The organism is Streptomyces sp. NPDC048507 (genome assembly GCF_043199995.1).
GTDB lineage: Bacteria > Actinomycetota > Actinomycetes > Streptomycetales > Streptomycetaceae > Streptomyces.
Map to the genome: position 1 here is coordinate 538,270 of NZ_JBICWZ010000002.1, position 15,202 is coordinate 553,471.

Annotated in this window: 10 protein-coding genes; 6 read left to right on the top strand and 4 right to left on the bottom strand. The window is 74.3% G+C overall.

Going from position 1 to position 15,202, the window contains the following annotated elements; genetic code table 11:
* The first annotated feature begins 41 nt into the window (after positions 1–41).
* The 6 genes from ACGFXC_RS07565 to ACGFXC_RS07590 all read left to right on the top strand — a co-directional run bounded on the left by ACGFXC_RS07565 (position 42) and on the right by ACGFXC_RS07590 (position 10,708).
* On the top strand, positions 42–503 hold the full coding sequence (locus tag ACGFXC_RS07565) for a hypothetical protein (RefSeq protein ID WP_393710471.1): 462 nt from the start codon (positions 42–44) through the stop codon (positions 501–503).
* An 88-nt stretch (positions 504–591) separates the two neighbouring features.
* Positions 592–2,397 carry an RNA ligase family protein gene (locus ACGFXC_RS07570; RefSeq protein ID WP_393710473.1) on the top strand — a complete coding sequence of 602 codons (1,806 nt, stop codon included), beginning with the start codon at positions 592–594 and terminating at the stop codon, positions 2,395–2,397.
* Entirely contained in the window at positions 2,397–5,264 is a 2,868-nt protein-coding gene (locus tag ACGFXC_RS07575) for a poly(A) polymerase (protein WP_393710474.1), read from the top strand. The genes ACGFXC_RS07570 and ACGFXC_RS07575 overlap by 1 nt, the downstream gene beginning before the upstream one ends.
* A gap of 343 nt (positions 5,265–5,607) precedes the next feature.
* Positions 5,608–7,767, top strand: a complete 2,160-nt coding sequence (locus ACGFXC_RS07580; protein ID WP_393710476.1) for a discoidin domain-containing protein — start codon at positions 5,608–5,610, stop codon at positions 7,765–7,767.
* Positions 7,768–7,859: 92 nt separating this feature from the next.
* Positions 7,860–8,930, top strand: coding sequence for a DUF1996 domain-containing protein (locus ACGFXC_RS07585; protein WP_393710478.1), 1,071 nt, complete (start codon positions 7,860–7,862; stop codon positions 8,928–8,930).
* A 47-nt stretch (positions 8,931–8,977) separates the two neighbouring features.
* Positions 8,978–10,708 (top strand): discoidin domain-containing protein, encoded by a 1,731-nt coding sequence (locus ACGFXC_RS07590; protein ID WP_393710480.1) that lies wholly within the window; start codon positions 8,978–8,980, stop codon positions 10,706–10,708.
* Positions 10,709–10,817: 109 nt separating this feature from the next.
* On the opposite strand, the gene ACGFXC_RS07595 is transcribed toward ACGFXC_RS07590, so the two are convergent.
* The 4 genes from ACGFXC_RS07595 to ACGFXC_RS07610 form a co-directional block, all read right to left on the bottom strand.
* Complete coding sequence (locus tag ACGFXC_RS07595; RefSeq protein WP_393710932.1) at positions 10,818–11,735, bottom strand: NADP-dependent oxidoreductase; 918 nt, start codon at positions 11,733–11,735, stop codon at positions 10,818–10,820.
* 172 nt (positions 11,736–11,907) lie between these two features.
* Positions 11,908–13,245, bottom strand: coding sequence for a GH1 family beta-glucosidase (locus tag ACGFXC_RS07600; RefSeq protein ID WP_393710934.1), 1,338 nt, complete (start codon positions 13,243–13,245; stop codon positions 11,908–11,910).
* A 77-nt stretch (positions 13,246–13,322) separates the two neighbouring features.
* Complete coding sequence (locus tag ACGFXC_RS07605; protein ID WP_393710481.1) at positions 13,323–14,186, bottom strand: carbohydrate ABC transporter permease; 864 nt, start codon at positions 14,184–14,186, stop codon at positions 13,323–13,325.
* A complete protein-coding gene (locus ACGFXC_RS07610; RefSeq protein WP_393710483.1) occupies positions 14,173–15,201 on the bottom strand; it encodes a carbohydrate ABC transporter permease in 1,029 nt (342 codons plus the stop codon). The genes ACGFXC_RS07605 and ACGFXC_RS07610 overlap by 14 nt, the downstream gene beginning before the upstream one ends.
* Position 15,202 lies beyond the last annotated feature (1 nt).

The window sequence follows — 15,202 nt, forward strand, 5'->3', positions numbered from 1 at the left end:
CGGGTGCGGGCGGTGGGGGCGGGGTGCGGCAGGGTGGGCGCATGCCGTTCCACCGGGTCCTGCCGCCGTCCCGTTCCGTGCCGTTGGCGCTCGCGCTGCTGGTGCTCGCCACCGGGTGCGTGACCGTCCGGGCGGCGCCCGCACGGGTGCCCGCGTCCGCCCGGGCGGACGCGTCCGCTCCGGCCCGTCCGGTGGTGCGGGAACTGCCGCTCGGGCCGCTGCCGTTGCCGCCGCCGTCGCAGACCCCGGTCCCGGGTGCTCCCGTCCCGCGGGCCCCGGCCGCGGCCGGGCCGGAGCGGGACGACGCGCCCGCCGCCGGGCCCCGTACGCACCGCAAGCCCGCCGCCGCTCCGGCGCCCGCCGCGAAGCCGCGCGGGCGGGAACCCGTGCGGCGCCCGGCCCCCCGTCCCGCGCCCGCGCCGCGGCGCACGTACGACATGGCCCCCTTGTGCGAGGCCGCGCGCGGCACGGTCTCGCCGGCCATCGTCGCCCTGTGCCACTGACCGGACGGGCGGCCGCCAATTGGGTGGATCCGGGGCGCCCGGATACCTAGAGTGACCGGGCACCCCCGTCACGAGCTGGAGCCCGGCCATGCGTACGCACTACCCCCGCACGGCCCACCTGCCGTGGTCCCCCGGCGCCACGCCGGACGACGTGCGCGCGAGCGGGCCGTCGGCGCTGGCCGGGCGCGAGGTGGTCGTCACCGAGAAGCTCGACGGGGAGAACACCACGCTCTACGCGGACGGCCTGCACGCCCGCTCCCTCGATTCGGGCCACCACCCCTCGCGGGCCTGGGTCAAGGGACTCCAGGGCCGGATCGGCGCCGGCATACCGGCCGGCGTGCGCGTGTGCGGGGAGAACCTCTACGCCCGCCACTCGCTCGCCTACGAGGAACTCGACAGCTGGTTCTACGGGTTCTCGGTGTGGAACGGCGACCACTGCCTGGACTGGGACCGCACCGTGCGCTTCCTCGGCCGCCTCGGGATCCCCGCGCCGCGCGTCCTGTGGCGCGGGACCTACGACGAACGCGCGCTGCGCCGGCTGCGCGTCGACACCTCCCGCCAGGAGGGGTACGTCGTCCGGACGGTGGCGGGCTTCGGGCACGAGGACTTCGGCCGGTACGTCGCCAAGTGGGTGCGCGGCGGCCACGTGCGGACCGGCACCCACTGGATGTACGCCCCCGTCGTCCCCAACGGGCTCGGCCCGGACGCCCCGCTGTGGGCGGTCCGTTCGGGCGCCGAACCGGACGCGGCCGGGCTGCTGCGCGCGGTCGGCTCCGGCCCCACCGGCGGCGCGAGCGACGGGAGCGGGACCGGGAACACGGCCGAGGGCGGGGCCGGCGACGCCGTGCGCGCCGTCGCCGACGTCACGGCCCTCCTCGACGGCGCCGGCCGCACCGGGGACGCCCGGCTGACCGGCGTACTGGCCGCGCTGCTGCACCACGAGCCGCGGGCCGCGCTCGCCGCCCGGCTGGCGGCCGGACCGCTCGGGATGCGGACCGCCCGCCGGGTCGCGGACCTGACCGGCCTGTACCCGGCCCTGCGCAGGCCCTTCCCGGACGAGGAACGCCGGGCCGGACTCGTACGGATGGCGGCGGCGGCCGACCTCGGCGTGCTGCACGCGCTGGCGGCGGCCCTGCCCGGGCCGCCCGGCGCCGACGGGGCCGCGGCGCGGGAGTGCGTGGAGTGGTCGGCGCTGTCCGCCGAGGACGCGGGGCTGCTCACCGCCGACCCCCTGGGCGCGCTGCGCACCGGTTTGCGGGAGGCCCTCGCCGGGCTGGACGCCGACGCCGCCGACCGGTGCTGGGCGCAGGCCCGCGAGGCCTTCGGGCGGGGCGCCGTCTCCACCGCCCGGGAAGCCGTCGCGGCGACCTGGCGCTGGCGCGACCCGGCCTCCTTCCCCCGGCTGGTGCAGCTGTGCGGCCCTTCGGGCAGCGGCAAGAGCACCTTCGCGCGGAGCCTGGAGGGCGTCGACGCGTACGTCGGCCTCGACGAGCTGCGCTCCGCACGGGGAGCGCGCGCCGACCAGCGGGCCAACCCCGAGGTGCTGCGCGAGGGACTGGAGCGGCTGGACCGGGCGCTGCGCGCGGGCGGCACGGTGGTGTGGGACGCCACCTCGCTGACGGACCGGCAGCGGGCCCTGGCCGGCGCGGTCGCCCGGCGCCGGGACGCGCTGGTGACCCAGGTGGTGGTGCTGGTCGGGGAGGCGGAGCTGGCGCGGCGCAACGCCGTGCGCCCGCACCCCGTACCGCGGGCCGTCCTGGCGGCGCAGCTGCGCCGGTTCGCCCCGCCGTACCCGGGGCAGGCGCACCGCACCCGTTACGTGGGTGCGGGCGGAACCGTCGAGGACACCGCGGGCGGCCTGGGCCCGGCGGACGGCGAGGGGGAGGACCTCTGATGCGCACCAGTGAACAGCTCTACCACCAGGTCCGCTGGGACCCCCGCTTCGATCCCGCGCGCTTCACGCTGGGGCTGCTCCAGCGCGGGGCCGCCCCCAAGCGGGTGCCGCTGCCGTCCTTCGTACCGGGCGGGGACATCCCCTGGCACCGGGTGCTGTTCGTCGAGGCGGACGGCGAACTCGTCTGGGACCGGGCCTCCGGAACGGACCTGATCGACACGACGCGCGCCGGGCGGGTACGGCAGGCCCCGCAGCTGGCGCCGCCCTTCTTCACCGCCCGGACCCCGCACGCCTGGGACCCCTCGGACGGCGGCGGCTGGCGTCCGGACCGGGCCCGGACCGGGGGACAGCCGCCGGACGCCGTCCGGCTGCTGACCTGGAACACGCTGTGGGACCGCTACGACGCCCCGCTCATCGCCACCGCCCGGCGCAGGCCGCTGCTGCTGGCCGCCCTGGCGGCGGCCGACGCCGACGTCATCGCCCTCCAGGAAGTGGAACCGGCCCTGCTGGCCATGCTGTTGGCCGCACCGTGGGTACGGGACGGCTACGCGCTGGGCACCGATCCGGCCGGCCCGGACGTGGCCGAGCACGGGCTGCTGATCCTGAGCCGGCTGCCGGTACGGGAGGCGGGCGTGCACGCGCTGCGCCCGCACAAGGCGCTCACCGCCGTCACCGTGGACACGGCGGCCGGGCCGCTGGTCGTCGCGGCGACGCACCTGACCAGCGACCACACGCCGGACGGCGGCGCCCGCCGGGAGGCCGAACTGGCCCGGATCCAGGAGGGGCTGGCGGGCGTCGGGGCGGAGGTCGCGCTGCTCGGCGACTTCAACGACGGCCGGTCGGGGGCCGCGGGGCCGGCCGCCGCGCTCGGCCTGCGGGACGCCTGGAACGAGGCGCACGGCCCGGCGGACGACACCCCGACCTTCGACCCCGGGGTGAACCCGCTGGCCGCCGTCGGTTCGCTGTCGGGGCGGGCGGCCCGGCTGGACCGGATCCTGGTGCGGCCGTCCGAGGGCGCCCGGGTGCGGCGGGCCGCGCTGCTGGGCGAACGGCCCGGCCCACAAGGGCTGTTCGTCTCCGACCACTTCGGGGTGGAGGCGACCGTCGGCTACGGGCCCGGGGCGGCCGGCGGCCCGGCCGGCGGCCCGGGCGGCGCCGAGGGGCCCGCGCGGCTCGGCGTACCGGCGACGGCACGGACGGCGGTGGCCTGGCCGGCCCCCGGGGACCCGGCGGTCGGGGAGCTGCGCCGGGCGTACGACCCCCAGGTGGACCGCTGGCCCGCCCATGTGAACCTGCTGTTCGGCTTCGTGCCGGAGTCCGACTTCGAACGGGCGCTGCCGCTGCTGGCCGAAGCCGCGGCGGGGGTGGCGCCGTTCACCGCCCGGCTGGAGGGGGTGCACTCCTTCGGGCGGCGCGAGGACGCGACGCTCTGGCTGGACCCGGCCGCGGGCAAGGACGGCGGGGCGCCGTGGCGGCGGCTGCGGCGGGCCCTGGCCGACCGGTTTCCGGGCTGCCGGGGCCGGGCGGGCGAGTGGACCCCGCACCTGACGCTGGGCCGCAGCGCGGACCCGCAGCGGGACCTGCGTGCCTGCGCGGCCCGGCTCGGTGGCGCGCGGCGGGTGCCGGTGGGCTCGCTGGCCGTGCTGTCGCGGCGCGGGGACGGGCCGATGGAGGTCCGCGCGACGGTGGCGCTGGGTACGGGCGAGGTGCGGTGGACACCCGGAGCTCCGGCGGAGGCGGCCCCGGCGGTCCCGGCGGGGCTCGCCGCCCGGGTCGAGGAGCGGATAGCGGCGGCCCTGCCCGGGGCCCTCGTCCGGGTGGCCGGGTCACGCCGGATGGGCTGCGCCCTGCCGGACTCCGACCTCGACCTCGTGGCGGTGCTGCCCGGCGCCCCGGACGGCGGTGCGGTACGGGCCCGGCTCGCGGCGGCCCTGCCCGGGGCGGAGCGGCTGCGGGAGGTGGCGGGGGCCCGGGTGCCGGGGGTGCGGCTGCGGGTCTCCGGGCTCGACGTGGACCTGGTGCTGGTCGGGGCCGACGCGCGGGCGGAGCCGGACGGGCCCGCGGCGGTGGCGCTCGGCGCGCTGGGCGATGCGGACGCCGTACGGGAAGCGGTGGGGGCGGACCACGCCGCGTTCGCCCGGCTGGCGCGGGAGGTGAAGGCCTGGGCCCGGGCGCGCGGTCTGGACGGGGCGCCCTTCGGCGGGCTGCCGGGGCTGGCCTGGGCGGTGCTGGCGGCGCGCACGGTGCGCGAGGCCGGGGACCTGGCCCCGGGGGCCCTGCTGCTGGACTTCTTCGGTACGTGGGCGGCCTGGGACTGGACGCGGCCGGTGGCCCTCGACCCGGATGACCCGCGTGCGGCCGTGGTGGCCGGTCGGTCCGGCCTCGCCCCGGATCCCGTCACCGTCCTGACGCCCTCCGCGCCCGTGCGCAGCTGTACGGGGCAGGTTGGCGAGGGCCTGCGGGACCTGCTGGTGCGGGAGCTGTACGGGGCCTGGGAGGCGCTGGAGGCGGATCCGGCGGGCTTCGGGCGGCTGGTGTCGGCGCCGCCGCTGCACCGCCGGCACGCGGCGTGGGCGGTGGTGGACGTACGGGCTCAGGCGCCGGCCGAGTTCGAGGCGCGGCTGGGCCGGGCCCGGGGGCGCCTGCGGGCCCTGCTCGGCGCCCTCGACGGCGCGGGCTGCCGGGACGCGCACGCCTGGCCCCGCCCGTTCGAGCGCACCGGGACGACGGCCCGGTACGCGATCGGCCTGGGCTCCACCCCGCCGGACGCCAGCGCCCTCGCGGCCCTCGCGGCGCCCTGGTCGGCGGGGCTGGCGGGCGTGACGGTGGGCTGGGCCCCGGGCGGCGAGGTCCCGGACCTCCCGTAGCGGAGACCGGCGCCGAACTGACAGCGACTGTCGACAAGCAACGAAGGCGCCACCGCCCTCGGGCCCCCGGAACGGTCATTTCCCGAAGGCGGTGGCGAGCTCCGTCACGCCCCAGCGGGCACGGCGGGACGGAGCCGTCCTGGGCGTCAGTACAGCCTCACGGGGAATTTTCGTCAACACTTTTCACAAGGATTGAAGAAACCCCGAGTTCACAGCACCGAAGGGGAGTTGACACACCGTCTGACCTTCAGTTCATGAACGCTCAACCCCTTGACGCCCCCGGCCACGGGCAGTTCACTCACGCTTCGATCCCCCCGGATCCTCACGTCAGGAGTGACCCCGCATGCCCCTCCTTTCCGATCGCCCGCCGCGGCTCACCGCCGCGGCGCTCGCCGCCGTGCTGGTCGCGGCCCTCCTCGCCCTGCTCCCCGCCACGGCCGCCACCGCGGCGCCCGCGCTGCTCTCCCAGGGCAAGCCGGCCACCGCCTCCAGCGTGGAGGGCGCCGGCACCCCGGCCGGTGCCGCCGTGGACGGCGACAACGGCACCCGCTGGTCCAGCCAGTTCGCCGACCCGCAGTGGATACAGGTCGACCTCGGCGCACCCGCCCAGCTGAGCCAGGTGGTCCTGCGCTGGGAGACCGCGGCCGCCAAGGCGTACCGCGTCGAGCTGTCCACCGACGGCAGCAGCTGGTCCACCGCGTACTCGACCGCCAACGCCACCGGTGGCACCGTGACGCACGACATCACGGGCACGGCCCGCTACGTGCGGGTGTACGGCACCCAGCGCACCACCGGCTACGGCTACTCCCTCTGGGAGTTCCAGGTCTACGGGACCGCCGGCGGCACCGGCCCCCAGCTCCCGGGCGGCGGCGACCTCGGCCCGAACGTGATCGTCTTCGACCCCTCGACGCCCAACATCCAGGCCAGGCTCGACGAGGTCTTCCACCAGCAGGAATCGGCCCAGTTCGGTACCGGCCGCTACCAGTTCCTCTTCAAGCCCGGCACCTACAACGGACTGAACGCCCAGATCGGCTTCTACACCTCGGTCTCGGGCCTCGGCCTGAGCCCGGACGACACCACCATCAACGGTGACGTGACCGTCGACGCCGGCTGGTTCAACGGCAACGCCACCCAGAACTTCTGGCGTTCGGCCGAGAACCTGGCGCTCAACCCCGTCAACGGCACCGACCGCTGGGCCGTCTCGCAGGCCGCCCCCTTCCGGCGCATGCACGTCAAGGGCGGTCTCAACCTGGCCCCCGACGGCTACGGCTGGGCCTCGGGCGGGTACATCGCGGACTCCAAGATCGACGGTCAGATCGGCAACTACTCGCAGCAGCAGTGGTACACGCGGGACAGTTCCATCGGCGGCTGGTCCAACGGCGTCTGGAACCAGGTCTTCTCCGGCGTCCAGGGCGCACCCGCACAGGGCTTCCCCAACCCGCCGTACACCACCCTCGACACCACCCCGGTCTCCCGGGAGAAGCCCTTCCTCTACCTCGACGGCGCCGAGTACAAGGTGTTCGTCCCGGCGAAGCGCACGGGCGCCCGGGGCACGTCCTGGGGCAACGGGGCACCGCAGGGCACCTCGATCCCGCTGAACCGCTTCTACGTGGTCAAGCCGGGCGCGAGCGCCGCCACCATCAACCAGGCGCTGGCCCAGGGCCTGCACCTGCTGTTCACCCCCGGCGTCTACCACCTGAACCAGACCCTCCAGGTCAACCGCGCCGACACGGTGGTCCTGGGCCTGGGCCTGGCCACGCTGATCCCGGACAACGGGGTGACGGCGATGAAGGTCGCCGACGTGGACGGGGTCAAGCTGGCCGGTTTCCTGATCGACGCGGGCCCGGTCAACTCGCCGAGCCTGCTGGAGGTCGGCCCGGCCGGCACCACCACCGACCACGCCGCCAACCCGACCACCGTGCAGGACGTGTTCATCCGCGTCGGCGGGGCCGGGCCCGGCAAGGCCACGGCCGGCATGGTGATCAACAACCACGACACGATCGTCGACCACACCTGGATCTGGCGGGCCGACCACGGTGACGGCGTCGGCTGGGAGACCAACCGCGCCGACTACGGGTTCCGCGTCAACGGCGACGACGTGCTGGCCACCGGCCTGTTCGTGGAGCACTTCAACAAGTACGACGTGGAGTGGAACGGCGAGCGCGGCCGGACGATCTTCTTCCAGAACGAGAAGGCCTACGACGCCCCCAACCAGGCCGCCGTGCAGAACGGTTCGGTCAAGGGCTACGCGGCGTACAAGGTCGCCGACTCGGTGAACACCCACGAGGGCTGGGGCCTGGGCAGCTACTGCTACTACAACGTCGACCCGACGATCCGCCAGGACCACGGCTTCGAGGTGCCGGTGAAGCCGGGCGTGCGGTTCCACGACCTGCTCGTGGTGTCACTGGGCGGCAACGGCCAGTACGAACACGTCGTCAACGGCACCGGGGCCCCCACCTCGGGCACCTCCACCGTCCCGTCCACGGTGGTCTCCTTCCCCTGATCCCCCCACCGACCCCCGCACAACGCGGGGCGGCGCCGCCGCCCCGCGTTTTGCGGATCGAACGAGAGAGCGCTCTCCCAAGGAGGAGCAACATGAAACTCCGTTCACGCACCCTGTCCGCCCTGCTGGTGTCCACGGCCTTCGCCGTCACCGTCGCCGGGCTGGGCGGCCTCTCCCTGACCGCCCAGGCCACCCCCGACTCCGGCGCCGCACTCCCCCACGCCGCGCACGCCGCCGCCGCGCCGCTCGCCACCGGCGACGACCCCGACGGCGACGGCTACATCCCCGCGGTCCCCCAGGTCACCGGCGTCAGCCCGTCCTGGAACAACCCGCCGGACCGCTACTTCCACGAGTTCCAGGCCAACTGCGCGGTCTCGCGGACCGCGCCGGACGACCCGATCGTCTTCGCGGGCCGGCCGGGCGCCTCGCACGACCACACCTTCATGGGCAACACCACCACCGACGCCTTCAGCACCACCGCCTCGCTCAGCGCCGGCGGCACGGCCTGCAACGCGCCCGGCGACCTGTCCGGGTACTGGATGCCGTCCCTGTTCAACGGCGCCACCAAGGTGCTCCCGACCGGGCCGCAGGTCATCTACTACAAGACGGGCGTCACCGACTACACCAGCGTGCGCCCCTTCCCCAAGGGCCTGCGCTTCGTCGTCGGCAGTCCGACCCAGACGGCGGCGGAGTTCCGCGGCCACCGGGGCTGGGTCGAGGGCTGGGAGTGCGGGGACAGCTTCAAGAACGTCGAGTTCCCGGCCAACTGCCCGGCCGGAACCCAGCTCAACATCCGTATGCAGTCGCCCAGTTGCTGGGACGGCAAGTACCTCGACACCCCGGACCACAAGGCGCACATGGCCTATCCGGTGGTCAAGCCCGGCACCAACGACAACGTCTGCCCCGCCGACCACCCCGTCGCCCTGCCTATGGTCGAGTTCAAGATGGCCTTCCCCGTCAGCGGGGACATGTCGCAGGTCAGGCTCTCCAGCGGCAGCGGGCACTCCTTCCACTACGACTTCTTCAACGCCTGGGACGACCGGACGCTGAACGCCCTGGTGGAGCACTGCATCAAGGGCGGCCTCCAGTGCAACGCCCGCGGCTACGACGAGACCCACCCGGCGGCGGGCGCCGTCCTGGGCCCCGACTACCGGCTCCCGTGACGGGCGCGCCCCCCTCCCTCCCCCCACCCCCTCCAAGGAGGCCCTGCATGCACTCCCGCATGCGTTCCCTCGTCACGGCCGCGCTGCTCGCGGGCGCCGTGACCGCACTTCCCGCCGCTCCCGCGCAGGCAGCCGGCAGCGTGGTCAAGGTGACCGGCGGCCAGGGCAACTGGCAGCTTTCCGTCGACGGTTCCCCGTACACGGTCAAGGGCGTCACCTGGGGCCCGTCCCCGGCGGACGCGGCCCGGCTGCTGCCGGACGTGAAGTCCCTCGGCGCGAACACGATCCGCACCTGGGGCACCGACGGCACCAGCCGCCAGCTCTTCGACGCAGCCGCCTCCAACAACATCAAGGTGGTGGCCGGTTTCTGGCTCCAGCCGGGCGGCGGCCCGGGCAGCGGCGGCTGCACCAACTACGTCACCGACACGGCCTACAAGAACACCATGCTGGCCGAGTTCAGCAAGTGGGTGCAGACCTACCGCGACCACCCGGCCGTGCTGATGTGGAACGTGGGCAACGAGTCGGTCCTCGGGCTGCAGAACTGCTACGCCGGCACCGAGCTGGAGAACCAGCGCAACGCCTACACCACCTTCGTCAACGACGTGGCCAAGGCCATCCACGCCATCGACGCCAACCACCCCGTCACCTCCACCGACGCCTGGGTGGGGGCCTGGACGTACTACAAGCGCAACTCGCCCGCCCTGGACCTGTACTCCGTCAACTCCTACAAGGAGGTCTGCGGCATCAAATCGGCCTGGGAGCAAGGTGGTTACACCAAGCCGTACCTCGTCACCGAGACGGGCCCGGCCGGTGAGTGGGAGGTGGCGAACGACGCCAACGGGGTCCCGCTGGAGCCCGGCGACCAGGCCAAGGCCGACGGCTACACCAACGCCTGGAACTGCGTGAGCGGCCACCGCGGAGTTGCCCTGGGCGCGACGCTCTTCCACTACGGCACGGAGTACGACTTCGGCGGTCACTGGTTCAACCTGACCCCGGCCGGCGAGCGCCGCGCGTCCTACTACGCGGTCAAGCGGGCGTTCGGCGGGAACACCGCCGGGGACAACCTGCCGCCCACGGTGCAGGTCCCGGCCGTGGCCGACGCCTCCGCCGTCCCGGCGGGCCAGGAGATCACCGTCCAGGCTCCGGCGAGGGACCCGGAGAACGACCAACTGGCCTACGAGGTCCTGTGGGGCGGCAAGTACGTGGACGGCGGCAATGGTCTGGTCTCCGTCCCCTCGGTCCACCTCGGCGGCGGCACCCTGAAGGTCACGGCGCCCGCGAAGACCGGGGTGTGGAAGCTGTACGTCAAGGTGAAGGACGGGCGGGGCAACGTGGGCGTCGAGCAGCGGTCGGTACGGGTGGTCCCGCCCCCGGTGGCGGGTACCGACGTGGCCCTGAACCGGCCCACCACGGCGTCCACCTACCAGAACGACGGGTACGGGGGCTGCCCCTGCGGCCCCCAGCTGGCCACCGACGGGCGCGCCGACACCCGCTGGGCGAGCACCTGGGCCGATCCGCAGTGGCTCCAGGTGGACCTGGGCTCGGTGAAGCAGCTGAAGCACGCCCAGCTGGTGTGGGAGACGGCGTACGGGAAGGCGTACACCATCCGGGTGTCGGACGACGGCCAGAACTGGCGGACGGCGTACGCGACCGCGGCCGGTGACGGCGGGATCGACGACTTCGGCCTCGCCGCCTCGGGCCGCTACGTCCGGCTGGAGCTGACGCAGCGCGGGACGGGCTACGGCTACTCCCTGTTCCACTTCGGCGTCTACGCCTGAGGTCCGCGCCCGACCGTCCGGCCGGGCCCACCACTCCGCGCGCCGCCCCCGTACCCCGCCGGGCGGCGCGCGGTCGTGCGTCCGGGGCCGGGGCCGGGCCCGGGCCGGCTCAGACCTCGATGACGATCTTGCCGGCGGTGTGTCCGGCCTGGCTGAGGGCGAAGGCGGCCGCGAGGTCGGCGAGCGGGAAGGTCTCGGCGACCGTGACGGTCAGCTGCCCCGCGTCGGCGAGGGCGCCCAGGGCCCTGAGGTCGAGGCCCGCGGGGCGGACCCACATCCACTGACCGCCCGCGCCGAGGACGGCGTCGTCGGCGATGGAGGCGTGCCGGCCGCCTTCGGCCAGCACGGCCCGGGTGACGTCGAGGACGCCGCCGACGAAGTCGGCGACGACGGACACGCCGTCGGGGGCGAGGGCGCGGACCCGCTCGGTGAGGCCGTCCCCGTAGGCGACGGGTTCGCAGCCCAGTTCGCGCAGCCGGTCGTGGTTGCGCGGGGAGGCGGTGCCGATGACGCGGGCGCCGAGGGCCCGGGCGATCTGCACGCCGAGCGAGCCGACGCCGCCGGCCGCTCCGTGGACCAGGACGGTGTCGCCCTCGCCGGCGCCGAGCCGGGTGAGGAGCTGGTAGGCGGTGAGTCCGGCGAGCGGCAGACCGGCCGCCTGCTTCCAGCTGAGCGCGTGCGGCTTGGGCGCGAGGGCCCGGACGGGGACGGTGACGTACTCGGCGAAGGTGCCGCCGTGCACGTAGTCCTTGCGGGCGTAGGCGATGACCTCGTCGCCGGCCGTGAACTCGGGGGTGTCGATGCCGACCCGCTCGACGGTGCCGGCCACGTCCCAGCCGGGGACGACCGGGTGGACGACGTCCATCAGGGCGTCGAGGCCACCCGCCATGATCTTCCAGTCGACGGGGTTGACGGAGGCGTAGCGGACGCGGACGAGGACCTCGCCCGGGCCGACCTTGGGCACGGGCTGCCTGGTCTCGGAGAGCACCTCCGTCCCGCCGTAGGTCTCGTACGTCATCGCCCGCATGGTGGCCCCGGTGTCCTGCGGCATGAGTGCGCCCTTTCGTCCGGCCGTGTGGAAGAACCCCTTCCCCATCCCATCACGAAAGGCCGCACCCGCCCCGGGAGGCGGGGCGGGTGCGGCGCGGCGGGTGCGGTGCGGCGGGGGTCCGGTGGGTGGCTGCGGCGGGGCCCCGGGCTCACAGGGCCCGGTGGGCTGCGATCACCTCCGCGTAGTGGCGGCCGCTGGACTTCACGGTGCGGCGCTGGGTGGCGTAGTCGACGTGGACGAGGCCGAAGCGCTTGTCGTAGCCGTAGGCCCATTCGAAGTTGTCGAGCAGCGACCAGGCGTAGTAGCCGGCCAGCGGGGCGCCGCGGCGGGCCGCGCGGGCGCAGGCGGCCAGGTGGGCGGTCAGGTACGCGGCCCGGTCGGGGTCGTGGACGCTGCCGTCGGGGCCGACGGCGTCCGGGTAGGAGGAGCCGTTCTCGGTGACGTGGATGCGGCGGGCCCCGTACTCCTCGGTGAGGCGCATCAGGAGGGTCTCGATGCCGCTCGCGTCGACCTCCCAGTCCATGCCGGTGCGCGGGACGCCGGGCCGTTCGATCTGCCGGGCGTGGGGGGCGGGGCCGGCCGGGTCGGCCGTGACGACCTGGGGGAAGTAGTAATTCAGTCCGGTCCAGTCCAGGGGGGCGGCGATGGCGGCGAGGTCGCCGGGGCGTTCGGGGAGGTCGACGCCGTAGACCTCGCGCATGTCGGCGGGGAAGCCCCGGCCGTGGACGGGGTCGAGCCACCAGCGGTTGACGTGGCCGTCCATGCGCCGGGCGGCCTCGTGGTCGGCGTCGGTGTCGGTGGCGGGTTCGACGGTGGAGAGGTTGTTGACGATGCCGATCCGGGCTCCGGGGGCGGCGGCCCGGACGGCCTGGACGGCGAGGCCGTGGCCGAGCAGGAGGTGGTAGGAGGCGCGGACGGCGGCGGTCAGGTCGCGCAGGCCGGGCGCCATCTTCCCCTCCAGGTGGCCGATCCAGGCGGAGCACAGGGGTTCGTTGAGGGTGGCCCACTGGGTGACCCGGTCGCCGAGCCGGGCGGCCACCGTGCCCGCGTAGGCGGCGAAGTGCTCGGCGGTGGCCCGCTCGGGCCAGCCGCCGCGGTCCTGGAGGGTCTGGGGCAGGTCCCAGTGGTAGAGGGTGACGGAGGGGGCGATGCCGGCGGCGAGGAGCCCGTCGACGAGCCGGTCGTAGAAGTCGAGGCCCCTGGCGTTGACGGGGCCGTCGCCGCCGGGCAGGACGCGGGGCCAGGCGACCGAGAGCCGGTAGGCGTTGGTCCCGAGCCCGCGCATCAGGGCGATGTCGTCCTGCCAGCGGTGGTAGTGGTCGCAGGCGGTGTCGCCGGTGTGACCGCCGTGGACGGCGCCGGGGGTGCGGCAGAAGGTGTCCCAGATGGAGGGGGAACGGCCGTCCTCGGCGACGGCGCCCTCGATCTGGTAGGCGGAGGTGGCGGTGCCCCAGGCGAAGTCGCGGGGCAGGGCGGCGAGGTCGATGCCGCTCGCGTGCTCGGCCGGGGCGGCGGGGCGGGCTGTGGTGGGGCGCGCGGTGGTGGGGAGGCTTTCGGAGAGGGTCACTTGACGGCTCCTGCCGTGAGTCCGGCCACCAGGTAGCGCTGCAGCAGCAGGAATCCGGCGACGACGGGGATGCTGACGACGAGCGAGGCGGCCATGATCTGGTTCCAGTACACGTCGTTCTGCGTGGAGTAGCCCTGCAGTCCGACGGCGAGGGTGCGGGTGGTGTCGTTGGTCATGACGGAGGCGAAGAGCACCTCGCCCCAGGCGGTCATGAAGGCGTACACGGCGACGGCGACGATGCCGGGGACGGCGGCCGGGACCACGACGCGGAAGAGGGCGCCGAGGGGGCCGCAGCCGTCCACGGTGGCGGCTTCGTCCAGGTCCCTGGGGACGGAGTCGAAGTATCCGATGAGCATCCAGATGGAGAAGGGCAGCGAGAAGGTGAGGTAGGTGAGGATCAGGCCGCCCCGGGAGCCGTAGAGCGCGACGCCGGTGGTGTTCCCGATGTTCACGAAGATGAGGAACAGCGGGAGCAGGAAGAGGATGCCGGGGAACATCTGGGTGGAGAGGACCGTGACCGTGAAGAGGCGTTTGCCGCGGAAGCGGTAGCGGCTGACGGCGTAGGCCGCGAAGACGGCGACGACGACGGAGCAGACGGTGGCGGCGCCCGCGACGATCAGCGAGTTCACGAAGTACTTCGCGAGCGGGATGGTGTGCCAGATGTCCACGTAGGGGCGGACGGTGAGTCCGCTGGGGATCCAGCGGAAGCTTCCGGCGACGTCCTCCAGCGGCTTGAGGGAGCTGGTGACCATCACGTAGACGGGCAGCAGGACGAATCCGGCGAGCAGGGTCAGGAAGACGGCCCGCAGGGCCCGGAAGGACGCGGGCGGGCGGAGCGGATCGCGTTCAGCGGCCGGCATCGTCGTGCCTCCTTCCTCGGGTGGTGACGACCAGGTAGACGGCGGTGACCAGCAGCAGGAAGAGCAGCAGCAGGACGGACATGGCCGAGCCGGTGCCGAAGTTCCAGGTGACGAAGCTGGACTGGTAGATGTGCAGGGAGATCAGGTCGGCGGCCTCGGGGGCGGACTTGCCGAACAGCACGAAGGGCGTGTTGAAGTCGTTGAACGTCCACAGGAACAGCACCAGGACCAGGACCTGGTTGACCGGGCCGACGGAGGGCAGGGTGATCCGGCGGATCTGCTGCCAGGTGTTCGCGCCGTCCAGCGCGGCGGCCTCGTACAGCTCCCGGGGGATGTTCTGCAGTGCGGCCGTCACGATGAGGAAGGCGAAGGGCCAGCCCTTCCAGACGGAGACGGTCAGCAGGGCCCAGAAGCTGTTGTCGCCGAGCAGCCAGAAGGTGTGTTCGGTGCCGCCGATGCCCAGCTGGTCGTGGATGACGTGGTTCACCAGGCCGTTGTCGCGCTGGAACATGAACGACCAGGTGATGACGGCCGCGTACACGGGCAGCGCGTACGGGACCAGGAAGAGGGCGCGCAGGATCCCGCGGCCGCGGAAGGTCTCCTGCATGAACACGGCGGCGGCCGTGCCGATCAGCCAGCACAGGGCCACGGAGAGCAGGGTGAACAGGCAGGTGGTGAGGAAGGAGCGGAGCAGGGCCTCGCCGACGGGCCGGTTGACGTCGACGGCGAGCCGGTAGTTGTCGAAGCCGGCCCAGGGCGCGCCGGTCCAGTCCCGGATGTGGAACTGGGTGAGTTCGCGGAAGCTCGCCACGATGCCCATGACCATCGGGACCAGGTGGACGAGCAGTTCGAGTACGAGCGCGGGCAGGAGCAGCAGGTAGGGCAGGGCGGTGCGGCGGGCCCGGCCGGGGTGGCGCGGGCCGCCCCGGCGGCGGGGGCGCCCGGCCGGGGGTGCGCCGCGGCGCTTGGAGGGGGGCGTGGTGCCGGGGGGAAGGGTGGTGGGCGCGGTGGTCATC

Excerpts from the sequence above, each read along its gene's own strand:
- ACGFXC_RS07575 (WP_393710474.1), top strand. The coding sequence starts at position 2,397 with ATGCGCACCAGTGAACAGCTCTACCACCAGGTCCGCTGGGACCCCCGC.
- ACGFXC_RS07605 (WP_393710481.1), bottom strand. The coding sequence starts at position 14,186 with ATGCCGGCCGCTGAACGCGATCCGCTCCGCCCGCCCGCGTCCTTCCGG.
- ACGFXC_RS07610 (WP_393710483.1), bottom strand. The coding sequence starts at position 15,201 with ATGACCACCGCGCCCACCACCCTTCCCCCCGGCACCACGCCCCCCTCC.
- ACGFXC_RS07595 (WP_393710932.1), bottom strand. The coding sequence starts at position 11,735 with ATGCGGGCGATGACGTACGAGACCTACGGCGGGACGGAGGTGCTCTCC.
- ACGFXC_RS07585 (WP_393710478.1), top strand. The coding sequence starts at position 7,860 with ATGAAACTCCGTTCACGCACCCTGTCCGCCCTGCTGGTGTCCACGGCC.
- ACGFXC_RS07590 (WP_393710480.1), top strand. The coding sequence starts at position 8,978 with ATGCACTCCCGCATGCGTTCCCTCGTCACGGCCGCGCTGCTCGCGGGC.
- ACGFXC_RS07570 (WP_393710473.1), top strand. The coding sequence starts at position 592 with ATGCGTACGCACTACCCCCGCACGGCCCACCTGCCGTGGTCCCCCGGC.
- ACGFXC_RS07580 (WP_393710476.1), top strand. The coding sequence starts at position 5,608 with ATGCCCCTCCTTTCCGATCGCCCGCCGCGGCTCACCGCCGCGGCGCTC.
- ACGFXC_RS07565 (WP_393710471.1), top strand. The coding sequence starts at position 42 with ATGCCGTTCCACCGGGTCCTGCCGCCGTCCCGTTCCGTGCCGTTGGCG.